Source organism: Ammonicoccus luteus, from assembly GCF_050880385.1.
GTDB lineage: Bacteria > Actinomycetota > Actinomycetes > Propionibacteriales > Propionibacteriaceae > Enemella.
Map to the genome: position 1 here is coordinate 1 of NZ_JBNZCI010000002.1, position 22,393 is coordinate 22,393.

The 22,393-nt window shown below is 67.8% G+C and carries 18 protein-coding genes and 2 tRNA genes; 10 read left to right on the forward strand and 10 right to left on the reverse strand.

Going from position 1 to position 22,393, the window contains the following annotated elements:
- Positions 1 to 138: 138 nt before the first annotated feature.
- From ACQ260_RS05295 to ACQ260_RS05310, 4 genes are all read right to left on the reverse strand, one after another.
- The gene (locus ACQ260_RS05295) at positions 139 to 648 is read right to left on the reverse strand and encodes a single-stranded DNA-binding protein (protein ID WP_432558378.1); all 510 of its coding nucleotides are present in this window, start codon (positions 646 to 648) and stop codon (positions 139 to 141) included.
- 176 nt (positions 649 to 824) lie between these two features.
- Complete coding sequence (locus ACQ260_RS05300; protein ID WP_432558379.1) at positions 825 to 2,531, reverse strand: dynamin family protein; 1,707 nt, start codon at positions 2,529 to 2,531, stop codon at positions 825 to 827.
- Positions 2,521 to 4,431: a dynamin family protein gene (locus ACQ260_RS05305; protein WP_432558380.1), complete on the reverse strand. Its 1,911-nt coding sequence runs from the start codon at positions 4,429 to 4,431 to the stop codon at positions 2,521 to 2,523. Before ACQ260_RS05305 ends, ACQ260_RS05300 begins: the two co-directional genes overlap by 11 nt.
- An 8-nt stretch (positions 4,432 to 4,439) precedes the next feature.
- On the reverse strand, positions 4,440 to 5,852 hold the full coding sequence (locus tag ACQ260_RS05310) for a PrsW family intramembrane metalloprotease (protein ID WP_432558381.1): 1,413 nt from the start codon (positions 5,850 to 5,852) through the stop codon (positions 4,440 to 4,442).
- Between the two features lie 123 nt (positions 5,853 to 5,975).
- On the opposite strand from ACQ260_RS05310, the gene ACQ260_RS05315 reads away from it, so the two are divergent.
- The 4 genes from ACQ260_RS05315 (at position 5,976) to ACQ260_RS05330 (ending at position 8,124) form a co-directional block, all read left to right on the forward strand.
- Positions 5,976 to 6,049, forward strand: a tRNA-Arg gene (locus tag ACQ260_RS05315).
- A gap of 59 nt (positions 6,050 to 6,108) precedes the next feature.
- Positions 6,109 to 7,317: an MFS transporter gene (locus ACQ260_RS05320; RefSeq protein ID WP_432558382.1), complete on the forward strand. Its 1,209-nt coding sequence runs from the start codon at positions 6,109 to 6,111 to the stop codon at positions 7,315 to 7,317.
- Between the two features lie 10 nt (positions 7,318 to 7,327).
- Entirely contained in the window at positions 7,328 to 7,981 is a 654-nt protein-coding gene (gene orn / locus ACQ260_RS05325; protein ID WP_432558383.1) for an oligoribonuclease, read from the forward strand.
- A 67-nt stretch (positions 7,982 to 8,048) separates the two neighbouring features.
- Positions 8,049 to 8,124, forward strand: a tRNA-His gene (locus tag ACQ260_RS05330).
- A gap of 373 nt (positions 8,125 to 8,497) precedes the next feature.
- On the opposite strand, the gene ACQ260_RS05335 is transcribed toward ACQ260_RS05330, so the two are convergent.
- The 3 genes from ACQ260_RS05335 to ACQ260_RS05345 all read right to left on the reverse strand — a co-directional run bounded on the left by ACQ260_RS05335 (position 8,498) and on the right by ACQ260_RS05345 (position 11,893).
- On the reverse strand, positions 8,498 to 9,049 hold the full coding sequence (locus ACQ260_RS05335) for a DUF488 domain-containing protein (RefSeq protein WP_432558384.1): 552 nt from the start codon (positions 9,047 to 9,049) through the stop codon (positions 8,498 to 8,500).
- 30 nt (positions 9,050 to 9,079) lie between these two features.
- The gene (locus tag ACQ260_RS05340; RefSeq protein WP_432558385.1) at positions 9,080 to 10,633 is read right to left on the reverse strand and encodes an HNH endonuclease; all 1,554 of its coding nucleotides are present in this window, start codon (positions 10,631 to 10,633) and stop codon (positions 9,080 to 9,082) included.
- A gap of 87 nt (positions 10,634 to 10,720) precedes the next feature.
- A complete protein-coding gene (locus ACQ260_RS05345) occupies positions 10,721 to 11,893 on the reverse strand; it encodes an FAD-dependent monooxygenase (RefSeq protein ID WP_432558386.1) in 1,173 nt (390 codons plus the stop codon).
- Between the two features lie 180 nt (positions 11,894 to 12,073).
- Here ACQ260_RS05345 and ACQ260_RS05350 point away from each other — a divergent pair, with 180 nt between their 5' ends.
- A complete protein-coding gene (locus ACQ260_RS05350; protein ID WP_432558387.1) occupies positions 12,074 to 12,697 on the forward strand; it encodes a TetR/AcrR family transcriptional regulator in 624 nt (207 codons plus the stop codon).
- 88 nt (positions 12,698 to 12,785) lie between these two features.
- Here ACQ260_RS05350 and ACQ260_RS05355 read toward each other — a convergent pair whose 3' ends face one another.
- Complete coding sequence (locus ACQ260_RS05355) at positions 12,786 to 13,256, reverse strand: hypothetical protein (protein ID WP_432558388.1); 471 nt, start codon at positions 13,254 to 13,256, stop codon at positions 12,786 to 12,788.
- Between the two features lie 193 nt (positions 13,257 to 13,449).
- Here ACQ260_RS05355 and ACQ260_RS05360 point away from each other — a divergent pair, with 193 nt between their 5' ends.
- Together ACQ260_RS05360 and ACQ260_RS05365 are read left to right on the forward strand one after the other, a co-directional pair.
- The gene (locus ACQ260_RS05360; RefSeq protein ID WP_432558389.1) at positions 13,450 to 15,009 is read left to right on the forward strand and encodes an FtsX-like permease family protein; all 1,560 of its coding nucleotides are present in this window, start codon (positions 13,450 to 13,452) and stop codon (positions 15,007 to 15,009) included.
- A 2-nt stretch (positions 15,010 to 15,011) separates the two neighbouring features.
- A complete protein-coding gene (locus tag ACQ260_RS05365; protein WP_432558390.1) occupies positions 15,012 to 15,737 on the forward strand; it encodes an ABC transporter ATP-binding protein in 726 nt (241 codons plus the stop codon).
- Between the two features lie 31 nt (positions 15,738 to 15,768).
- Here ACQ260_RS05365 and ACQ260_RS05370 read toward each other — a convergent pair whose 3' ends face one another.
- The gene (locus ACQ260_RS05370) at positions 15,769 to 19,119 is read right to left on the reverse strand and encodes a DEAD/DEAH box helicase (protein WP_432558391.1); all 3,351 of its coding nucleotides are present in this window, start codon (positions 19,117 to 19,119) and stop codon (positions 15,769 to 15,771) included.
- Positions 19,120 to 19,239: 120 nt separating this feature from the next.
- Between ACQ260_RS05370 and ACQ260_RS05375 the strand changes: the two genes are divergently transcribed.
- The 3 genes from ACQ260_RS05375 to ACQ260_RS05385 are packed head-to-tail and all read left to right on the forward strand — an operon-like array spanning position 19,240 to position 22,058.
- Complete coding sequence (locus ACQ260_RS05375; RefSeq protein WP_432558392.1) at positions 19,240 to 20,532, forward strand: L-lactate MFS transporter; 1,293 nt, start codon at positions 19,240 to 19,242, stop codon at positions 20,530 to 20,532.
- Positions 20,533 to 20,589: 57 nt separating this feature from the next.
- Positions 20,590 to 21,414 carry an NAD(+) synthase gene (gene nadE, locus ACQ260_RS05380; RefSeq protein ID WP_432558393.1) on the forward strand — a complete coding sequence of 275 codons (825 nt, stop codon included), beginning with the start codon at positions 20,590 to 20,592 and terminating at the stop codon, positions 21,412 to 21,414.
- Complete coding sequence (locus tag ACQ260_RS05385; RefSeq protein WP_432558394.1) at positions 21,411 to 22,058, forward strand: cysteine hydrolase family protein; 648 nt, start codon at positions 21,411 to 21,413, stop codon at positions 22,056 to 22,058. The genes nadE and ACQ260_RS05385 overlap by 4 nt, the downstream gene beginning before the upstream one ends.
- Here ACQ260_RS05385 and ACQ260_RS05390 read toward each other — a convergent pair.
- On the reverse strand, positions 22,034 to 22,375 hold the full coding sequence (locus tag ACQ260_RS05390; RefSeq protein ID WP_432558395.1) for an antibiotic biosynthesis monooxygenase family protein: 342 nt from the start codon (positions 22,373 to 22,375) through the stop codon (positions 22,034 to 22,036). The genes ACQ260_RS05385 and ACQ260_RS05390 overlap by 25 nt on opposite strands.
- Between the last annotated feature and the right edge of the window lie 18 nt (positions 22,376 to 22,393).

Consider the following 22,393-nt stretch of genomic DNA (forward strand, 5'->3'; position numbering starts at 1 on the left):
GAACGAGGCCACAGCGCACTCAACGGGCTCCCACCCATCAGCCGACTGTCACCAACCTGATGGCCGGGTACACCTAGCGGCGCTCGACCTGATGCGTCGGGCTCACGGCGGATCGCTCACGCCGCGAGCCCGACGGTCTCAGTGGGAACCCACACGCTCAGCGATGCCGGCGACGAAGTCCTCCGCTGACTCGAACTCGTCACCGTCCGGCTGCCGGCCGCTGTGCGCTGGTTCAGGCAAGCCATGCTCACGATCGGCGTCGGTGCCGTCCGGCGGCGCGGGCTCCGAGCGGTTGCGCTCCAGCCTGTGGTGGGTGCTCACGCAGAATTTGAGATCATGGCCGATCGCATGGGCATAGATCACGGTCGTCTGGCGTTGAACGCCCTGATCACTGACCCACTCCTCCACCTCGAGACGGCCGGTCACCACAACCGGGTGCCCCTTGCGCAGGCTCATCGAGACGTTCGTGGCGAACTCGCGGAAACACTTCACGGTCACCCAGGAGGTCGGCCCGTCACTCCACTGCCCGTCCTTGAACAACCGCCTGCTCGTCGCCATTCGGAACGACGCGGCCTCGAGGCCACCGTCCTTCTTGCTGAAATCCACGTTCGTGCCGAGGCGGCCGCTGATGGTCACGATCGGTTCCATGTGCGCTCCTTTGTCATCGCCCACCGGTCGGTGGTCCCTGTCAGCACACTGCGAGATAGGGCGTCCGGCGGACCTCGTGCGACGTCCGCCTGTGGACAGCGCTCGGCAATGCAGAACGGATGTGGACAACCCGGCAGCGGGAGCCGCCGATCGGGAAGGCGACTGGCCCCGCGAGATCAGCGCAGCGCCTCCTCCAGGCTCGTGCGCACGAGGTCGTGCCGATCGAGTTCGGCGTTGATGGGCTCGACGACCTTCTCCCGGGTAACCCGAGCGATCGAGGAGATCAGCTCCGACCGGGCCCGCCGCTCGGCTCTGCGCGCACCCACCTCGACACCGATTCGCGCCAGCAGCGCGACCAACAACCCGGCCAGGACGCCACCGACGACGAGGACAGTCGGCGCGGGCAGCCCCCACCAATAGATGTCGGGCAGGGGCGGCAGCTGCAGATAGAGCATCACGAACGCCACCCCCAGCCAGGCGAGTCCTCCGACCACGCAGGCGATCAACAGCCACTGCAGAACCTTGACGAAGATCCACCAGCCGTGGTTCTGATCGAGGCCGAGCTCGGTGGTGGCGATGGCCCGGTCGAGTTGGTCGGGCAGCACGTCCTGGTGGGTCCGTGAGGCATCCCGGACCGCGAGCGCCCAGCCCCTGGGCAGACCTTCCGCTGCTTCGTCCGCCAGATCGCGCACGGCCGAGTCGACGCGGGCCTGCTGCACCGAGGTGGTGGCCGGAAGAGAGGTCCGGGAGACCCGTGCGGGGTCGATCTCCTTCCCACGCTTGCCCAACCCCCAGCGGTCCAGGTGGAGCCGACGCAGCGGGTCGGGCCGGAACTTGGCGATCCACGCCAGCGCGGGCCAGCCGGTGGCGATCCCTCCGCGGTGCCGCCAGGCCTTGCCGACGGCTTCCGACACGACGGGCACGCCCGCTGCCACCGCCAGCGCCTTGTTCAGCCGGACGGCGGAATCCTTGCTGACCTGCCCGGCCTTCTCCATGCCGGACGCAGAGGCCAGTTTCTCGGCGACGGCGTCGACGTCGGTGACCAGGCGCTGGGCCGCCGTCTTCTTTGCCGCGACGCGTTTGCGGATCCGGGACCGCAACTCCCCGACTCCCTCACCGGTGGTGGCGCTGATGGCTGCGATCTCGACCTTTTCCAGACCCTCCGAATCCAGGAGCCGGCGGAGGTCGGTCAAGCAACGTTCTCGCTCCGCGGCGCTCAACCGGTCGATCTGGTTGAGCACCACCATCATCACCGGGGCATAGCGGGCCAGCGGTTTGAGATAGCGGTCATGAAGGGCGGCGTCGGCGTACTTCTGCGGGTCCACAACCCAGATCAGCATGTCCACCAACTCGACCAGACGGTCGACCTCCTGACGGTGCGTCACCTCGGTGGAGTCGTGGTCCGGGAGATCCAGGAGGACCAGGCCGTCGAGTTCACGCGCGGGATCGCCGCCGCCCCGTTGTCCGAACGGAACCAGCGAGCGCGACTTTTCCCCGCTCTCGAGTTCCTTCGAGCTGCCGGGACCGGGCTCGGCGCGATGGCGGTTGGGAATCTCGAGCCAGTCCAGCAAGTCGTCCGCCGAGTCGGCACCGAAGCTCACCGCGAGCGTGCGCCGGGTGGTGGGTCGACGCACTCCGGGCACCGCCAATTCCGTCCCGGTCAGCGCGTTGAACGTCGACGACTTGCCGGAGCCGGTGGCGCCACCCAAGGCCACAACAGTGGCATCGCCGGACACCTCCAGCCGCCGGCCTGCCCGATCGACAACCTGCAGCGCCGGATCCACGACGTCGTCGTCGACCCGACCCCGGGCATTCTCCGCGGCCTGCCGCAGCGCTCGCAGCCGAGCACCGAGGTCCTTGGCGGCCTTGTCCCTAGCGGCCATCGTGCGCTCCGTCCCGGGGGTGCTCGACGATCTCGGCGTCCACGATGTCGCGACCGCCGGCTTCCTGCTCACTTGGTCCTGATTCGAGGGCATAGGGCGTACCCGACATCTCGCCCTCCAATTCCCTCGGGCCGTCCTCCGCGATCGACAGGTCGACCCGCTCCCGCTCGGCATCGCGCGCCATCGCGGGCGCGACGGGCAGATCGCCCGCAGCGCGAGCGGTCTCGACTGCATCGGTCGCCGACCTGATGGACTCCGCCCGCTCCGGATCGACGCTGACCGACTCGAGCAGCTGGTGGAAGCGCGCCAGTTCCTCCGCCATCAAAGCCTCTACGCGGGCGTCGAGGTCGGCCTTCGCCTTCTTTGCGAGTCTGCGCACCGCGTCATCACCGAACACCGCTTCCAGCAACCGTTGCGCCAGGGCCGCCGTGCCACCGGCCACCCCCACCTCAGCCCCCGTCAGACCGCCCGTATAGGCGAACACCACGATCATCAGCGCCAACCCGACGGTGTTGACACCGAACGCGAGGAAGCGCGCCTGCGACTTCTTCTCCGCGCCCTCGTCCGCGACCATGTCGAGCACGGCGCCCTGCCAGTCCCGGATCATCCGGGCGGCGTCGTTGGGATAGTCACGCGACGAGCGGGACAGGTCCTCCCCGGCGCGGGCCAGCAGTTCCCGGCCCGCGGGGTTGGCGCGCCACGCGGCCTCGGCGCGTTCGGCCGCCGCCTCGCCTTCCTCGCGCAGCAGTGCCTCGAGACCCGACTCGACAGCCACCGTGACCTTCTCCGACCCGGCCGGCTGGCCGCGGAAAACGTTCATGATGCGGTCGCGGAGCCACCCGATCTTCTGGTCGAGGATCCGGAAAACCTCGCCGGTCCCGATGAAGTCGTGCCATCGGGTCAGCACCTCACCGCGCAGCAACGTGCCGTCCGCCGTCTGGACATTGACCGTGCGGACCGCCTCGGCATAGGACTTGTCGACGTCCTCGCGCAGGAGCGCCAGCGCTGACTCCTGGTCCTGGAGCGCACGGACCAAGCCGGGAGTACGCGCGGTCAGCGCACCGATCGCCCCGTCGAGTGTCTGGTGGACGACCTCCTGTCGGGTCGCGGCGTCGGCGGCCAACGTGGCCAGCCACGTCCGGATCGGTGAGACCGCTGCGTCGGGCAGCAGTCCCTCCTCGTCGACGGTCGTTTCGGGCACGGCGAACAGCGGCGAGCTGCCGAGACCGCGCTCGGTCATCATCTGGCCCAAGTGCGCAGGGATGTCACCCATCGCCGCCGGGGGCACCCGCTGAAGCACCACGGCCACCGCCGCGCTGCGCTCCGCAGCATGGAGAAGAAACTCCCAGGGCACCGCATCCGCGTACCTCGCCGCAGACGTCACGAACAACCACAGATCGGCGGCAGCGAGCAATTGGGCGGCGAGACGCCGGTTCTCCTCCACGACCGAGTCGACATCGGGCGCGTCGAGAATCGCCAGCCCCGGCGGGATCGTGTCCTCGACGACGAGCTGCAGCTCGCGCTGGTCGTTGGAATGGCCGGTCGTGCGGGACAGTCCGGGCAGGATCCGGTCGCCCTCGAACCAGATGCGGTCCTGCGGATGGTGGACGAGCACGGGCGCCTTGGTGGTCGGCCTGATGACGCCGGGCCTGGTGACCTCGCGTCCCACGAGCGAATTGACGAGCGTCGATTTGCCGGCACCGGTCGACCCGCCGACCACGGCCAGCAGCGGCGCGTCGAGCGTTGCCAGCCGGGGCAGGATGTAATCGTCCAGTTGCGCCGTGATCTCCCGCACCGCACGAGTCTGATCGGACGCGCCGGGCAGCGTGAGCGGCAGTTGGGCCGGGGCGACCGCCTGCCGCAACTCCGTGAGAGCTTCCTGCAGACGGCTGCTGGCCATTGGGCCTCCTAGGTGCCGGGTGGCGCCCAGCGGGGATCTACTGGAGAGTATGTGGTTCCACCGGATCCTAGCGGCACCCCACTCGGAACCCTCGGATCGCCCTGAGAAATCTGAGCAGGTGGCGCCCAGGTTGGGTCGGGAGTACGCCGCCCCCGCCGGGTCCACGGGTAACTCGTCCGTTCCCTGGGTGCGACAAAACCCCGCTGCCGGAGCCCGCGGATCCGCGCGAAGAGCTCCTTCTCCCTCACCATGCCGCCATCGTCGACGAGACCACGAGCCATGGAGTCCCGCAAATAGGCCAGTTCGGTCAGGGCTCGCTGGAGACGCCAGGTCGACAACAAGCGGCCCTCCCAGAGTGCCTGCCAGAGGACGCGTACGCGCGTCGTCAACCGGGATGCCCAGTGTGCGTCCGTGTCCGGCAGCCACCCCATCCGCGCATAATCGGTGAGCCGCGCCCGGATCAGGCGCTTCTCCACGATCAACTGTCGGATGGTGAAGATCACAAGGCTGATGACCATCGGATAGGCCACGAACAGCAGGAGCAGCAACTGCACGTTGGTCGGCAGGCCCATGGACGCCGTGCCGTTGAACAACATGTGGAGAAGTGCTGCGACCAGGAAGCCGGTCACCGGCGCCAGCACTCGCACGAGCTTGGACTTGGACCGCAGCGCCACGGCGATGCCGATGCCGATCATCGACGTGAACAGCGGGTGGCCGAAGAAGGTCAGGATCCCGCGCAGCTGGAAGATCTCAGCGAGCCGCTCGTCAGGATCCCCGGCACCGCTCGTATTGGAGGCCGCACGATAGGTGCTCGCGTAGTAGTAGATGTTCTCCACGAACGCGAACGACGCGCCGACCAGGCCGCCCAACGCGATGCCGGACAGCTTGCTGACGATGCGATAGCGCAGCACGATCGCGACGAGGAAGAGGACGACGCCCTTCATCGCCTCCTCGACGAACGGAGCGATGAACGTGGCGGCACGGCTGGCCGCCCGGGGGTCGCCCGGTCCGACGATGGACATGTATTCAGCGGCGAACGTGTTGATGTTGAACGACGCCCAGACCGCGATCGTCCCGCCCCAGCCGAACGTGATCAGCCACACCCAGAAGCTCTGCGGCCGGAACCGGTCCGCCCACAGGAAGAGCAGGCTGAGCGGGATGACGGTGATGAGCGCATATTTCGTCGCCGGCCCGACCGCCTCGATGCCGGTGCCGTAGGTGACGCCTCCGGGCACGGGACGGTCCGGCACCATCTGGAATCCGACCGCGATCAGTGCGGCGGCCTCCACCAGCAACAACGCCAGCACGATCCACGTCCACTTCGACCGCAGGAAACGCTCGATCCAAGGCCTGCGCTCGGATGGGAGCGGCAGGTTGTTGCGGCGGAGGTCTCTCCGCTCATCGATGGTCGCCGGCTGCACGGCGCCAGAGTACCTGCGTGAGGTCGAGGCCAAAGCTGCCCGCAAGGTGTCCGTCGACGTGTAAACGATCCTCCGGGAATGGTCTTAGAATCGGGCGTGGTTCGACCGCCTGGTCCCGAACCTGCCTCGGTAGCTCAGTTGGATAGAGCAGCCGCCTTCTAAGCGGCTGGCCGCGAGTTCGAGTCTCGCCCGGGGCGCAGAGCGCACACGAAGGCTGAGTTGCTTGCGGCCGGGCCCGCGGGCGTACGGTGGGCCGGTGACTCAATCCCTCGACTGGCGCCGGATCGCGGTTGCTGCTTATGTGCCGACGCTGCTCGTGTCCACCGGACATGGCGCGGTGCTGCCGCTGGTGGCCCTGACGGCGCGGGACATGGGGGCAAGCCTGGAAGCAGCGGCGTTCCTGGTGGCGCTGTTCGGCTTCGGCCAGCTGATCGGGGACATTCCGGCGGGGATGATCGCGTCCCGGTTCGGCGAGAAGCGAGCTCTGGTCGGAGCGGCGCTGCTGGAGGCCGCGGCGCTGTTGCTCTGCTGGCAGGCCAACAGCGTCTGGATCCTGGGGGTGGGTGTCTTCGCAGCAGGTCTGGCCGGCGCGGTCATCGGGCTGGCGCGGCAGGCGTACCTCACCGAAGTCATCCCCGCCCACCAACGCGCCCGCGCGCTTTCGACGCTCGGTGGCGTCTATCGGATCGGCCAGTTCCTCGGCCCGATGATCGGCGCGCTGGTCGTGGCGACGGTCAGTCTTTCGGCCGCGTACGCCGCAGCGGCCGCGTTCAGCATCGTGGCTGCCGTCCTCACCGGGGCGTTGCCTGATGTCGAGGGGCGCGCACCACGCGGCACCGTGCGAGGGCCCGGCATGGTCGAGGTGGTGCGGTCGCGGTGGCAGGCACTGGCGACGCTCGGGATGGGCGGGATGGTCGTCCAATTGGGCAGAGCGGCGCGGCTGAGCGTCCTGCCACTGTGGGCGGAGGCGGTCGGGCTCTCCCCCGAGACGATCGCGATGATCTTCGCGCTCGCAGCGCTCGCGGACATGAGCATGTTCTATCCGTCCGGCTGGATCATGGACCGGTTCGGGCGGTTCTATTCGGCCGTGCCGACCCTCGTCGTGCTCGGTGTCGGATTCGCGATCCTGCCACTGACGCACGGCCCGCTGACCGTGACGCTCGTCGCGATTCTGCTGGGGGTCGCGAACGGGTTCTCGGCGGGCATCGTGATGACGCTCGGCTCGGACTCCGCGCCGGTCAACGCCCGTGCGAAATTCCTCGGCGCGTGGCGATTGCTGACCGACGCGGGCAACGCGGGCGGGCCCCTGCTGGTGAGTGCCATCGTTGCGCTGGCTCCGTTGTGGTCGGCGTCGCTCGCCGTTGGCGCGGTGTGTTGGTTGGGCGCCGCCTGGTTCACCCGTTGGCTGCCCCGACGACCCGGTGCGGTGCGGATGTTCCGCGACGAAGAAGGGACGGCGTCCTAGAGTGGGGCGGGTGAATGACCTTTTGGTATGGATCGATTGCGAGATGACCGGCCTCGACCTGGCTGGTGGGGATGCCCTCATCGAGGTGGCGGCCCTCGTGACCGGCCCCGACCTGGAGGTGCTCGGCGAAGGAATCGACGTCGTGATCAAGCCCAGCGACGAGGCGCTCGCGAAGATGGGTGACTTCGTCCGTGAGATGCACACCAAGTCGGGCCTGTTGCCGCTGCTCGCGGACGGGTTGTCGATGGCCGATGCGGAGGAGCAGGTGCTGGCGTACATCAGGGAGTACGTCCCCGAACCCCGCAAGGCGCCCTTGGCCGGGAACACGATCGGCACCGACCGGGCGTACCTCGCCCGCGACATGCCCACCCTCGAAGCCCACGTGCACTATCGCAACGTTGATGTGTCCAGCATCAAGGAGCTCGCGCGTCGCTGGTTCCCGCGGATCTATTTCAACACCCCCGGGAAGTCCGGAAACCACCGTGCCCTCGCCGACATCCAGGAATCGATCGAGGAGTTGCGGTACTACCGGGACGCCCTCTTCGTGCCCCAGCCCGGTCCCGACACCGACACCTGCCGAGCGCTGGCGGAGCGACATGCGGGGGCGTTGACGGGGGTACGCGCGGTTGATGCGTCCAATGCGACCGCGTCCGCCAGCACCTGAGGCTATTGGATTTCACACCCCGGAGAATCTGGGGTATTGTTCATAGTCGCCCCGGCAGGGGCACATGGTGGGTATAGCTCAGTTGGTAGAGCACCTGGTTGTGGTCCAGGTGGTCGCGGGTTCGAGTCCCGTTACTCACCCCAAATCGGAGCCCGCTCTGACAACAGAAGCAGTCAGGGCGGGCTTTGTCGTGCACGACGCACGCAACCGCCTGCCTTCGGGTGCTGGACCGGTGTCGCGCACGCTGACCAGCGAGGGGCTCGCCCATGGGTCGGAGGCCTGACAGTGGGCCGGGTGCCCGCAGCCGCCTTGGGTCGTCGCCCGCCCTGCTGACCGCATGGACGAGCCCATGACCTCGGCTTGCCCTCTGGTGAGTGACTTTGGTGGGGGTATACCCACACCAAATCCACTCACGAGGCCAGCGAAGCGAGTCTCCCGGCTGCCATTAGCCCAGCCGTGGCCCACTTCGCCCACAAACCTGCTCGCCGAGCAGATGATGCACCCGACGGAACGTCTTCACACCGGCGGATAGACGATCGTGCCGTCCTCGGCCACCACGGGCTCGGCACCCCAGGCGCCGAGCTGGTGACGGCGCGGCGCGGCGCTGGTGGACAGGTGCCACACGGTCCAGCCGCGTGCCGTGAGGCTGTTGGCGATCAGGGAGCGGTGGCAGCGCCAAGGCATGGGCTCACCACACATGATGCAGACCCGACGGTCGGATGCCAGGTCCATGAGCTCGGCCAAGCCGTCCGCATAGGGCGCCGTCAAAGTGTAGTCGGCGTAGTTCTTGAAGCTCTGGTTGCGCCAGCCCGCATTGAGCTCGGGCAGGATGCCGGGCTGCTTGGGTCGGCGCCCGGCGAGTCCGGGCAGGTGGACATAGTCGATCTGGGCTGCCGCCAGCCACGTGGGCATGGCGTCTTTGCTGAACTGGGGACTGCGCCGGGAACCCGGTTGAGCACGGACGTCGGCGAGCACGTCGATCTCAGCGCCGAGCAGCGCCGCGAGGAACGCCTGCTCGGAGCACACCCAGTGTCCGATCGTCCAGAGTTCCGGCGAATCGGGGTTCACTTTTCCACCGTACTCCCGTATCTATCCTCCTCAGGCGGGGCCGGCAGGCTGCGTGGACTCGTAGGAATGACCGGTGGGCGTCGTGACCGTGACGACGTGACCGCGGGTCGGGTCCTGCTTGGCGGTTGCCCGCCAGCCGGTGGCCTGCTTGGCGTAGTTGCAGGCCTCGCACAGACCCTGGCCATTCCGATAGGAACTCGATCCGCCTTCGGCATGGCCCCTGACATGATCGGTGTGCCGAATCGGCGCGTCACACCACGGCGTGCGGCACTGCTGGTCACGCAGCGCGATCAGATCGCGCAGCCCTCCCGTGAAACGGCGACTCGCCGTCTCCATGCGGATCATTCGCCCCGGGCCCCGGAAAAGCCGCCGCAGCGCAATCAGCTGGCTGGAGTCGACCGTGTCGGCAATGAGCCGACGCGCCCAAGCCGCCGAGATCGGACCATAGCCGTCGACATGAGCGGGCTCCTCCGACTCCGACAACAGCGCCTCGTCGGTAATCACCACATTTACCGTGACATCGGCCGGGTCCTCAGCGGGCCGACCGGTGACACGCTCGAACAGGGTGTCAGCCATGACAGCCCCATGACTGCGCTGCTCACCACCCTCAGGATCACCGCCCGCGGCCCGGTGCGCGTCAGCAGCCTGCTTCAGTGCGGCGAGCAGAGCAATCCCCTGAACCAGCGGCAGGATCGCGGTGAACTGCACCATGCCATCAGGCAGCGGACGTGTGCTGACCCGCCGACCACCCGCTGCTTTGGCCCGACGCCGCACCACCGCCGCCTGATCGAGCTCGATCACCTTGCGCTGAATATCGGCGGCCAACCGACGATCCCCCAGCGTCGGGTGCGCCACCAGATGCTCAGCCAGCCACGCATCAGCCGCCAGCCGGTCCTCGACCCCCAGACAGGCGGTCTCCCGTGCCACGATGGTGGCACGCCACTCGTTCAACGTTCCGGCCGCCAACGCCCGCAGGGTATGCGGCAACTCATGAACCAGCGCCTTCGCCAAGCCGAGCAGACGCCCACCGCGAAACGGAGACTCACGCCGAGCCAGCGCCACCTCGCCGCCGATCCCCTTGCCCCGCTTCGATGGCGCGACCCCTCGATCCGCCTCACCCTGGCGCCGCGCGGCATCGAACGCGACCGCCACCCGCGCCTGCACCGCCGCGGCAGCCGACCTCAGATCCTCCAGCTCCCGCAATAGACCCACCAAAGCTGCCTCCTCATGCGGCAGCACCGCCTCGGCCAGCACGTGTCGCCACAACGCCACCTCGGACTGGTCCAACCCACCGCTCAATCCATCCCGACCACCCGGCGGGGGATCCGGGTCCGTCGGCGGACTGCCGCCATCTCCCTCGAAGTCCGCGTGAAGGCCCCGTTCGCAGTCAGCATCCAGCGCATCCGCACACCACGAACCCGCCAGCCAAGCCTCGATCGCCTCGACGTCCAAGCGCTCGGCATCCGCCGCACACCATGCCGTCCACTCTTCCGGCGGCAACGGATCAACGGGCCAAGCGATCCGCTCGTGGCCATGGGCCGGGATAGATCCAGTAGTTACGCTTTTCATCTCAATATCGAACATGTGAACGATATTAGACGAGGCCTCCGACAAGAACCGAGAGCGCTCCGCACCACCGGAGACGAGCGCCAGACAGGATGCGTCCGGGACTCAGTCCCTGCGCCCCGGGCGCATCCGCATGACCGCCTCGGAGACCTTCCACCCCGCGGCAATGGCAGAGGTCACCAGTGGCCGGGACGGCACGAACCACTCGTGCAACGGACCCGCCAGCACCCGATTGCCCCAGATGAACGGTCGCAACCTGCGCTCCCAAGCGGCGATTGCGTCATCCAGGCTCTCCGGGTGCCGCTCGAAGCACTCCCCCAACACGACGCCGCCGTGGAGGGCCGCCGAAGTGCCCATCCCCGAATAGAGCGTCAGGCACCACGCCGAATCCCCGAGCAGGATCACGCGGCCCTTGCGCCAGGAATCCATGTGCACCTGGTGCACGGAGTCGAACAGATAGTCATTGGTGCGCTCCAGGGCATCGAGGCACTGGGCGACGACGGGCTTGTGGATGTCCTTCGCGAAGACTTCGCGCAGAATTTGAATCGGCGGTCGGCCTGACTGGGCGTTGACGTTCTTGGTGCGATAGGCGAAGCGCACGGCAGGCTGGCGGTCGCTGAACGGAAAGATGCCGAGCGCCCGATCCGTCTCCGACATCACGACCGTGGCCTCGGGGTCCACACCTTGCAGCGGCTCATCCAGATCGAACTGGCACACCATCGAGTCGAACGGCACAAGGAAGCGTTCATCCGGCCCGAAGATCCGCCGTCGCACGGTCGACCGCATGCCGTCGGCACCGATCAGCAAGTCGAACTGCTCCTCGGACCGCTGGCCGGTCGCCGAGTTTTCCAGCAACACGAGCAGCCCGTGTGATCCGTCCTCGATCGAGATCGCCCGCGTCGAGAACCGCACCTCGATCTCGCCCTCGACCGCGGACCACAACCCGTTCTCGATGTCACTGCGAAGGACAACGGCAGGGTCGCTCGCCTTCACAGTGGAACGGGCGACCGGGACCAATTGACCGTCCTGATCCACTTGGAGGAACGTGCGCTTCTCTGGCGTGCGCTGATGGATCGACTCCAACACACCCAGCTTCTCCGCTGCCTTGCGGCCGGTGCGGTCGAAGCTGGTGTAGTAGTCAGCCTGTCGTCGCACTCTGGACTTCTCGACGATCACGGGATGCCAACCGGCCCGCTGCAGAGCAATCGCGGAAGACATGCCGGCGATCCCGAGCCCGACGATCAGGACTCGCTTCTCCGTCGAGAGCTGGTTCGGCATGGATCTTCCTCCGGCCCGGTAATGCGTTCTATCTGCCCCTCATCTTCCCCTATTCTCCCGCCCTCGTCCTGCCCAGGCAGCAGATCAGACTCCGGCGTTTCGATCAGGCGATCGAGGCCCGAATTCCGAGATGACCAACCGACGGTCGGTCGGTTACCTAGACTGACGCCAGGAGGGCCCATGAATCGCATCGTCAAGCAGCCCGAGGAACGCAAGGCAGAGATCCTGGCCGCGGCCGCGGCGCTGTTCGCCGAGAAGGGTTATGTCGCGACGACGATCAACGACGTCCTCGAGCGGGTCGGCATTGCGAAGGGCACGTTCTATCACCACTTCCCCTCCAAGGAAGGTTTGCTGCACACGCTCGTCGATCAACAGGTGGCCGCACAGGTCGCCGAGGCTGCGCAGATCGCGGATGCGCCGGACCTCAGCGCGCCGGAGAAGATCATCCTGTTCTGGGGTCGCCAGCGCAGCGACGAACACGTTCAGAACCTGACCGATCACCTGGAGCAAGCGCTCGACGTGACCGCCCACATCCAAGTGCTTGCCAAACTCGTTACCGACTTGGGTCCCGTCCTCGCCCGCATTGTCGAACAGGGTGTCGAGGAGGGCACGTTCGACACCTCGCATCCCGCGGAGAGCATCGACGTCATTCTCGCCGCGTCAGCATTCCTTTTCGACAGCGGCCTGATCGAGCGGCCCGGTCGGGATCGCGGCCAGGCCATCGCCATCTTCGTCACCCAAGCGGAGCGGTTGCTCGGCGCCCGCCCCGGAACCCTGACCGACCTGTTGGGGTTCGTCACCTAGGAGAACCCTTGTGCTGTGGAAGTTCGTCCGCGGGGACCTGACCCGCAACCGGGTCACCAGCGTCGCTCTGGCGATCCTGCTGATTGTTTCAAGCGCGCTCCTTGCGGCAGGTGCCGGCACGGTCACGTCGGTCTCCGGCGCCCTTGATCGGCTCTTCGAGCGGGCCGCGGTGCCGCACGTCCTGCAGATGCATGCGGGCGGACTCGATGAGCGGGTTGTCCTGTCCTGGGCCGAGGGTCAGCCGGCCATCGCCGATGCGCAGGTGCTCGCGACCTATCCACTGCCTCTGACCCAGCTCGAGCTGGCTGGCCGACCGCAAGGCGACTCCGTCCTTGAGCCAGCCGCGACGGTGCAGAGTCCCCGCTTCGATTTCTTGCTCGATCTCGACGACCGGCGGCTTGCCCCCGAACCCGGCGAAGTCGCCATGCCGCTGGTCTATCGCGACCAGTTGCAGCCCGGCGACCAGGTCAGGCTGCGGCTGGGCAGCGAAACGCGCGACTTCGTCGTCAGCTCCTTCTTGCGGGATTCGCAGATGAACCCCACCCCTGGTCACCTCCAAGCGTCTGCTGTTCCACCCGGACGACGTAGCGTGGATCGCCGCGCACGTTCCCGCGGAGCACCTCATCGAATTCCGGCTCGTCGAGGGAGCGAAGTCGGGGGAGGTCTTGGCGGCATACACTGCCGCAGGCCTCCCCGCCCAAGGTCCCGCCATCGACGCGGGATCCATTCGCCTGTTGGCCGGGGTGTCCTCGATGCTGGTCGCCATCCTCGTCGCCATGGTCGCGGCGCTCGTGGCGGCCGTGGGGGCTCTCACAGTTCGCCTCGCTATTCGCACGGCCGTCGCCGCCGACCTGAGTCAGATCGGGGCGATGAAGGCGGTCGGTCTGCCGGTGACCTGGATCCGCCGCGCATACCTCACCAAATATCTCCTCCTCGCCGTTCTCGGAGCCGCTCTGGGCGCCGGACTCGCCCCCGTGCTCCAGGGACCGCTCACGCGCGGAGCTCTGCTGGAGATCGGCTCGCCGACCTCGAACGCGGCCACGGTCGTGGCCTGGATCGGTGCAGCCGTCGTCGTCGCGGCCGGGTCGGTCGCCTTCTGTTGGTGGCTGCTGCGCCCGGTGAGCCGGATTCCTGCCTTGGCGGCCATGCGCGCCACCACCGCGACGCGGCGGCCTTGGCTCTGGCGCTGGCGGTTGTCGCGGTCCCGACTGCCGGCAACGACGTGGCTTGGCCTGCGCAGCGCCTCGACGCCGGGCCAGATCGGACTTGTGTTGGTCTTCGCGCTGCTCGCCCTCATGTGCTTCCTGCCAGCGCAGGTTGCGACGACGATGCGGGCACCGGGTTTTGTGACATATCTCGGCATAGGCCGCAGCGACGCTCTCATTGAAACGCGTGACGCCGGGACCGCAAGGACGCTCGACTCGCGCCTCGCTTCGGATCCCGCGATCGCGCGCCGGGCAGCCTTCACCCAGATCCGCGGACAGGTCAAAACTCCCGATGGCTGGGAGCAGGTCCCTGTCGACTTGGGCGACCATGCGGCTTTTCCGTTGCAGTACGCGGACGGCGGTGCCCCGACATCCCGCGATGAGGTGGCCGTGTCCTATCGGGTCGCGAGCGAACGCGAAGTCGGGGTCGGTGATCAGGTGATGTTCCGCGATGCCTTGGGTGAACGCCCACTCCGGGTCAGCGGCGTCTATCAGGACATCACCAACGGTGGCCGCACGGCCAAGGGCGTCTGGCAGGTGCCCGACGAGCAGGTCGTGGGTTGGACTCATGCCATCCTCCTCGCCCCGAACGTGGACCGCGCTGCGACTGTCGCCCGGTGGCACGAGCAGTTCCCGGGCGCAGTGATCCTGGGTGTCGACGATGTCTCCCGGCAGACAATGGGGTCAGTCCTGGACAACCTTGATCTCTTGGTGCGCGCCGCGATTGTGCTCGCGGGCGTGGTGACTCTCGGGCTCACCGCGCTGTTCCTGCACCTGGTGCTCGCCACGGGAGCCGGCGAATGGGCGGTCCTCCGGGGCATTGGGGTTTCCGACGGGCGTCTGCGCCGAACGTTCAACGTCCGCTATCTGGCGCTGCTGGCCTGCGGTCTCCTCGCCGGCGCGATCATCGCGGCGCTCACGGGCCGATTCCTGGTCGCCCCGGCAGCCGGCGCATTCCTCGGCGCCCCCGGCCTGCAACTCCAAGGGATGCCATGGCTGGCCGCCCTTTCCCTGCCCCTCGTCCTGGCGTCCGCTGTCGTGACCGGCAGCGCACTGGGATCCACCCACTTGCAGCACCTGTCCGTCCGCAGCGTCACGGAGGAATGACCATGATCGAAGCAACCCGCCTCATCAGGGATTTCGGCGGCACACGCATCCTCGACGGCATCGACGTCCAGATCGGTGCCGACGAGTTCGTCGCCATCATGGGCCCGTCCGGCTCGGGCAAGTCGACGCTGCTCTACTGTCTCAGCGGCATCGACCCCCCAACCTCTGGGCGGGTGCACCTGCTGGGCCATGACCTCACCACCCTGAATCAGAAGCAACTCGCGGACCTGCGGCTGACCCGGATGGGGTTCGTGTTCCAGCAGCCGCGGCTCCTCGGCACGTTGAACCTGCTCGACAACATCGTGCTGCCCGGATTCGTCGCCGGCCACCGAGACCGCGCACAACTCGTCGACCGCGCGCGAGCACTGATGACGTCTGCGGGCGTCGGCCATTTGACCGACCGGGACCTCACCCAGGCGTCGGGTGGCGAACTGCAACGCGTCTCGCTCTGCCGGGCCCTCATCAACGACCCCGAGATCCTCTTCTGTGACGAACCCACAGGCGCCCTCAACTCCGCCAACGCCGCCCGCGTGCTCGGTTTGATCGCGGACCGTGCGCGCACCGGGAGCACCGTCGTCATGGTGACCCACGACCCGCAGGTGGCCGCCGCAGCCGACCGGGTGCTGTTGCTCGTCGATGGTCGGATCGTCGGCGATCACCGCCTGAGCGGCACCGATGACCAGCGGCGGGCCGAGCTGCGCGGCCACCTGGAAGTGGTGCACATCTGATCGGACGGTGTGCGCGATTTCCCCAAAGAAATCAGTGCTCCAACAGACCCCGAATGTCCTCGGCGCTCAAGGGAGCAGCCAGGTCCGATGCTGCCCCGACGACGGCATCGAACAGATCCCGCTTGCGCTCCTGCAGGGCCACGACCTTTTCCTCGATGGTGTCCATCGCGACCAGGCGATAGACGTTCACGGGCTTGTCCTGGCCGATGCGATGGGTCCGGTCGATGGCCTGTGCCTCGGTTGCGGGGTTCCACCAGGGATCGAGGATGAAGACGTAGTCCGCCTCCGTCAGCGTGAGCCCGAACCCACCGGCCTTCAGCGAGATCAGGAAGGCGGGCGCGTCCCCCTCCCGGAAGGCAGCGATGCGGGCCGCGCGGTCGCGGGTGCGGCCGTCGAGATATTCGTACGCGATCCCTTCCGCGGCCAGCCGATCCCGGACCAGCCCCAGAAAGCCCGTGAACTGGCTGAACACCAGCGCCCGATGGCCCTCGGCGATCACCTCGCTCAGCCGCTCGACGAGAACATCGATCTTGGCGGATTGCTCTGCGTGCTCCTCCTTCACCAGCGCCGGCGACAGCGCCAGCTGCCGCAGCAGGGTGAGCGACCGGAGAATCGTGATCCGGTTGCGGCGCACGTCGCCGATCAGCCCGAGGATCTTCTGGCGCTCGCGTGCGAGGTGCTTGTCATAGATCTTGCGATGCGACGGGCTGAGCTCGATCGGCACGATCTGCTCCTGTTTCTCGGGCAGTTCGGTCGCGACGGCCGCTTTGGTCCGGCGCAGGATCAACGGCCGGATCCGCCGGTGGAGCCGCTCGAGAACCTCATTGTTCCCGCCCTCGATCGGCTTGCGATAGACGTCGCCGAACTTCTTCGGATCCGCGAACAGCCCGGGCGCGGTGATCGACAGCAGCGACCAGAGGTCCATGAGGTTGTTCTCCAGCGGCGTGCCGGTCAACGCGATCTTCGTCCGCGCCCGCAGCTTGCGCACCGCCTGATAGGCCTTCGAAGCGCGGTTCTTCACGAACTGGGCCTCGTCCAACAGCACAGCCGACCATTCGAGCGCGTGATAGCTGTCGGCCTCGAGGCGGAGCAGAGTGTAGGACGTCAGCACCACCTGCGCCCCCGCCACGGCATCCGCCAACCCCTCGCCCCGGCGACTCTCGGTCTGCGTGATCGCCACGACCCGCAGCTCGGGGGTGAACTTCTCGGCCTCGGCCGCCCAGGTGGCCACCACCGAGGTGGGCGCCACGACCAGCAGCGGGGCCGTCAATTCGCCGGCTTCCTCCGCGGCCTTGGCCAGGGCGAGCGCCTGGACCGTCTTGCCCAGACCCATCTCATCGGCGAGGATCCCACCCAGCCGCGACCGCCAGAGGAACGCAAGCCAGCGCAGACCGGTGTTCTGATAGGGCCGCAACTCGGCATTCAGCCCCGCCGGTTCAGGGATCTCCGGAAGCTGCTCGACGTCCAGCAATGCCGACGCCGCCTCCCGCCAGGCGTCCGACTGCTCCGCGACGACGCCGAGCGAGACCAGTTCCTCCCACAGGCCCGCGTGCTCGGGGCGCAGCCGAAAGGTGTCGTCGTCGTGGTCGATGATCCCGCGCGCTTCCTCGATCACCCGACGCAGCTGATCCAGCTCCGGACGGTCGAGGGAGAACCAGGTCCCGGAGTCCAGCATCAGGTGGTCCTCGCCCAGCGACAGTGCCCGGAAGAGCGGCTCGAACGGGACCTGCTCACCGTCCACCGTGATCTCCACGCCCAGGTTGAACCAGTCCCCCGCCTCGGGCTCGGTCACCCGCAGGCTGACCTCGGGAGCGGTCTCGGCTTCCCGGAACGCGGGCGTCTGGCCCTCGATCGCGAGCTCCACGTCGTCCCGGCCGGCCAGCGCAGGCAGGACGTCGGTCACGAACGTGATGAGCGCGCGACCGCTGATCGTGACCGATCGGAGCTGGGCTTGTTCGGCGTCGGGGTGGTGGGTGGTTTCCGCCTGAGTGCGCCACGGCCCCGCGGGAAGCGAGTTCGCAATCCCTGCCTCGGCCTTCAGGTCGCGGACCGGTGGATCATCGGCCCGGGGAGTGGCCGACACCAAGTGTGTCTGTTCGCCGATCCGATAGCGATAGCCCCAGTCGACGCTGGCCCACCGGGCACCGCCGGCGACCGGCTCCCCTTCGTCGGTGGTGCCGACAGTGTCGGATAGGTCGGTGGTGCCGACAGTGTCGGATAGGTCGGTGGTGCCGACAGTGTCGGATAGGTCGGTGGCGCCGACAGCGGCGAATTGGATGCGTCCGACCAAGGTCGGCGGTGATGGTTCGGGGAGTTCCACACCGTCATGGAGGCGTACCTCCAAACGGTCCCGCAGCCGGGGCAGAAAGCCGCTGGCGAACAGACCAACATCACTGTTCGGGACCTCGACGATCCCGCTCCGGGCGAACAGGCTGTGCTCGTCCCGCGTGAGCTCGCGGGACAGCGGCCCGAGCAGGAGCCGATCGTCGGCCTGCAGGGCGACACCGTTCGCGGGATAGCCCACGAACGACGTCCCGTCGACAGCGAACTCCCTGCCCTCGAGAACGACCATCGTCGTCACCTGCAGGCCGGCCGGAACCTGATCGATCACCACCGTCGGAACGAAGGCGTCGTCGATCAGCTCGATCGGGGGGAGCTGTGTGCCCTGCAGACCCGAGCCGGGGAGCAGGTCGACGCCGCTCTGCACGGCCTGCCGCAACTCGACCCAGGCCTCGGGCCGGAGGTCCGCCAGCATCAGCTGGGTGATCCGTTGCTGATGAGCGCCATAGGCGTCGGTGCGTCGCGTCGCCAGCAGCCGCGCGAGCGGCTCCCGCTGAGAGGCCGCCAGCTGACCACCGAAGCCGAACCGCATGTCCTCCCACTCGGCGCCGGACCTCACCCACGGCTCCCGGGTTCCGCTGCGCAGGGGCCGCAGCCAGAAGCCGGACTGCCCCTGGTTGAGCTGCAGCGCCAGCCGTCCGCCGCCGCGGCTGCGGGTCGCGCGGTTTCCGACGAGCGGAGTCAGGGCCTGCTGCCAGGAGGGTCCGGCGGCCGGCGCCACGGGGCCGGCGGCCCGGCGCTCGAGACCGGTCCGCATGTGCAGGATCAGCGCGACCGCATGCTTGCAGTTGCGCCGGACCGGGCAGGAGCAGGACGTCACCAACGAATCAACACCGGTCGGCGCCGCAACGGTCGTCTGATAGGGGTGATAGCCGTTCCCCGCCACCTGCGCGGCCACGATGTTGGTGGCCGGTCTGATGCCGCTCACCCGTGACTGCGCGGCATAGACGCGGCCGCGACGAAGGGACTCGGCACCGAACAACCGCAGCATGCGGTCGTCGTCGAGCTCGAGAACCCAGTCGGGATAGGCGGGGACAACCATCAGCGCGATGCTAGTTCACCGCTGTGACATACCAATGTTCAAGACGGGACGTGCCCTCGATCCCACTCGGGAATCGGGACCCGTACGCTGACAAGCCAGTGACCGGCCGAGGAGGATTCAATGGCGCACCTTTCGGACACCCCGACATCGACCTCGACGTCCCGCACACCCAATCGGTGGCTCATTCTCATCGGCGGCCTGCTCGTGCAGCTCGCCCTGGGCGCGGTCTATGCCTGGAGCACGTTCGCGAAGGCGCTGCAGTCCGAGGAGTCCTTCGGACTCTCCCCGATGGTCGCCGCCGTGCCCTTCGAGGTCGCGATCGGCATGATCTTCGTCGGATCGTTCCTGGGCGGCCGGATCCAGGACAAGCGCGGGCCCCGCATCGTCGGGCTCGCCGGGGTCGTGCTCTACGCGCTGGGCATCATCCTCGCGAGCTTCGCCCGCAGCGCCGATGATCTGTGGCTGCTGATCCTGGGCTATGGCGTGATCGGCGGGTTCGGACTGGGGTTGGCGTACATCGTGCCGATCGCCCTCCTCCAGAAGTGGTTCCCCGACAAGCGCGGTCTGATCACCGGCATCGCCGTCGGCGGATTCGGCTTCGGCGCCGTCATCACCTCGCCCGTCGCGCAGGCGATGATCTCCGGCAGCGCCGACTATCAGCAGTTCCCGACGAAGGTATTCCTCTGGCTCGGGATCGCCTATCTCGTCGCCGGTCTGCTGGGCGCGTCGACGTTTGTGAACCCGCCCGCCGGCTACACGGTCGCGGGAGCCAAGGACGAGACGCCCACCCAGAAGGTGACGCCTGGCCGGGACTTCACCCAGGCGGAAGCTCTGCGTACGCCGCAGTGGTATCTGCTGACCGCCATCCTCGCCATCGCCGTGATCGGTGGCATCTCACTGGTCTCCCAGGCGGCATCCACGGCTTCCGGGGTCGCCGGCTTCTCCCCCGCTGCGGCCGCGACGCTCGTCGGGGTCATGGGCCTGTTCAACGGCGGCGGCCGCATGGGCTGGGCCGCGCTGTCCGACAAGATCGGCCGCATGCCGTCGTTCATCGGCATCCTGGTGATCCTCGGTGTGTGCCTGATCCTCATCCCGCGCGCGACCAACCCTGCCCTGTTCTATGTCCTCGCCGCGCTGATCTATCTCTGCTATGGCGGCGCGTTCGGGACCATGCCGTCGACGGCGGGCGACTTCTTCGGCCTCAAGAACGCGGGCAGCATCTATGGCCTCATGCTCATCGCCTGGTCGATCGGCGGCGTGGTCGGCCCCCTGCTCATCTCCGCCCTGATCGGCACGGAGGGCAACTACGTCCGCGCCTACACCGTGGTCGGCATCATCGCCCTCGTCGGTGCGGTCCTGCCGTTCATCACCAAGCGACCGAAGGCGACGAGCGTCGGGCATAGTCCGGCCTGAGGTCACCGCCCCCAGGGGTGTGGTGCCCTGCCGGGCGTGACCGGCCACAATGGTGCAATGCGACCACTGCAGCAGACCATCATCGACGAGTTCGGGGTGCTCCCCGAGATCGACCCCGCGGCCGAGGTGGAACGCCGGGTCCAGTTCCTGGCCGACTATCAGGCTGCGGCCCACGCGAAGGGTTACGTCCTGGGCATCTCGGGCGGGCTCGATTCCACACTCGCGGGCCGGCTGGCCCAGTTGGCCGCGGAGCGCGTACGCACGGCCGGCGGGACGTCGGTCTTCGTCGCGGTGCGGCTGCCCTACAACGTGCAGCACGACGAAGCGGATGCGGCAGCCGCGGTGGAGTTCGTGGGGGCCGACCAAACCGTGACCTACAACGTCGCACCGGGCGTGGACGGCTTCGAGTCGGAATATCTGCGTGCCGTCGGGACGTCGCTCACCGATTTCACCAAGGGCAACACCAAGGCGCGGCTCCGGATGGTGGCGCAATATGCGCTGGCGGGAGATCTGGGGCTGCTGGTGATCGGCACCGACCACGGCGCTGAGAGCGTGACGGGGTTCTTCACGAAGTTCGGCGACGGCGCCGCCGACATCCTGCCGCTCTTCGGGCTGAACAAGCGCCAGAACCGCCAGCTGCTGCAGCACCTCGGCGCCCCGGAACAGCTGTGGGCCAAGGTGCCGACCGCCGATCTGCTCGACGACAATGTGGGCCGCTCCGACGAAGACGAGCTCGGGCTGCTCTATGACGACATCGACGACTATCTCGAGGGGCGCGAGGTGCCCGAGGAGGTGGCGGAGAAGATCGAAACGATCTGGTGGCGCACGCGGCACAAGCGGACCACGCCGGTAGAGATCCGGGACACCTGGTGGCGCACATGACCGAGCCGGATTCGCCCGGCCCGGCCCAACTCGCGCAACCGTCCGGCGAGACCGCCCTGCTCGTCATCGACATGCAGAACTCCTATTTCGAGCTGCCCGGGCTCGCGGACAAGAAGGACGCGGTGCTCGCGTGCGTCAACGAGTTGATCAGGGCGGCACACGACGCCGGGAGGCCGGTGGTGCTGGTGCGCACCGAGCACCAGCGTGACGGCTCGACGTGGACGCTGAACATGCGGGCGGACCGGCAGGGGTTCGCGTTCCCGGGGACGGAGCAGGCGGCGTTCCTGGCCGATCTCGACACCCGCGATCACGTCGAGATCGTCAAGACTCGGGACAGCGCGTTCCACGGGACCGGGCTGAAGGCGGCGCTGGATCGACGCGGCGTCGCACACGTGCTCGTGTGCGGCGTCTCCACCCACAGCTGCGTGGCGCAGACGGCTATCACGGCCTTCGCGGAGAACCTGCATGCCGCCGTGGCCGTGGACTCCGTCACCTCCGACCACGCGGAGCTGTCCGAGGCACTGCTGCAGTTCCTGCACGAGGAGATGCGGCAACCGCTGCTCGATCAGGCGGCCGCCCTCGCCCTCCTGCACGAGGGCTGGCCCGCGGACGATCCGACTCAGCCGAGGTCCACCACCTCATAGCTCCACAGCTCAGCGCTCATCCCGACCGGCTTCTGGCCGGTCGGCGGGCCGTCGTGACCGGACGGAGCCTCCGTGCCGCGTCCACCGTGCGCGGCCTTGAAGTCCCGGGAGTTCATCCAGCCGGCAAAGGACTCCTCATCACGCCAGCGGGTCATCACGAGCCACACGTGCCGGTCCGCATCCAGCGGCTTCAGCAGCTCGAAGCCCTCGAACCCGTCCTGGTCGTCGACTGCCCCGGCGCGCTGCGCGAAGCGCCGCGCCAGTTCGTCACCGCTGTCCGCCGGGACCGTGATCGCGTTGATCTTCAGAATCGTCATGGGTCCATGATGGCTCGT

What these genes read in the sequence shown, in the direction of transcription:
- ACQ260_RS05345 (WP_432558386.1), bottom strand. Translation starts at nt 11,893, where the DNA reads ATGCCGAACCAGCTCTCGACGGAGAAGCGAGTCCTGATCGTCGGGCTC.
- ACQ260_RS05385 (WP_432558394.1), top strand. Translation starts at nt 21,411, where the DNA reads ATGACCGAGCCGGATTCGCCCGGCCCGGCCCAACTCGCGCAACCGTCC.
- ACQ260_RS05295 (WP_432558378.1), bottom strand. Translation starts at nt 648, where the DNA reads ATGGAACCGATCGTGACCATCAGCGGCCGCCTCGGCACGAACGTGGAT.
- ACQ260_RS05350 (WP_432558387.1), top strand. Translation starts at nt 12,074, where the DNA reads ATGAATCGCATCGTCAAGCAGCCCGAGGAACGCAAGGCAGAGATCCTG.
- ACQ260_RS05360 (WP_432558389.1), top strand. Translation starts at nt 13,450, where the DNA reads ATGCTGGTCGCCATCCTCGTCGCCATGGTCGCGGCGCTCGTGGCGGCC.
- nadE (WP_432558393.1), top strand. Translation starts at nt 20,590, where the DNA reads ATGCGACCACTGCAGCAGACCATCATCGACGAGTTCGGGGTGCTCCCC.
- ACQ260_RS05300 (WP_432558379.1), bottom strand. Translation starts at nt 2,531, where the DNA reads ATGGCCGCTAGGGACAAGGCCGCCAAGGACCTCGGTGCTCGGCTGCGA.
- ACQ260_RS05340 (WP_432558385.1), bottom strand. Translation starts at nt 10,633, where the DNA reads ATGTTCGATATTGAGATGAAAAGCGTAACTACTGGATCTATCCCGGCC.
- ACQ260_RS05365 (WP_432558390.1), top strand. Translation starts at nt 15,012, where the DNA reads ATGATCGAAGCAACCCGCCTCATCAGGGATTTCGGCGGCACACGCATC.
- ACQ260_RS05370 (WP_432558391.1), bottom strand. Translation starts at nt 19,119, where the DNA reads ATGGTTGTCCCCGCCTATCCCGACTGGGTTCTCGAGCTCGACGACGAC.
- ACQ260_RS05305 (WP_432558380.1), bottom strand. Translation starts at nt 4,431, where the DNA reads ATGGCCAGCAGCCGTCTGCAGGAAGCTCTCACGGAGTTGCGGCAGGCG.
- ACQ260_RS05390 (WP_432558395.1), bottom strand. Translation starts at nt 22,375, where the DNA reads ATGACGATTCTGAAGATCAACGCGATCACGGTCCCGGCGGACAGCGGT.
- ACQ260_RS05375 (WP_432558392.1), top strand. Translation starts at nt 19,240, where the DNA reads ATGGCGCACCTTTCGGACACCCCGACATCGACCTCGACGTCCCGCACA.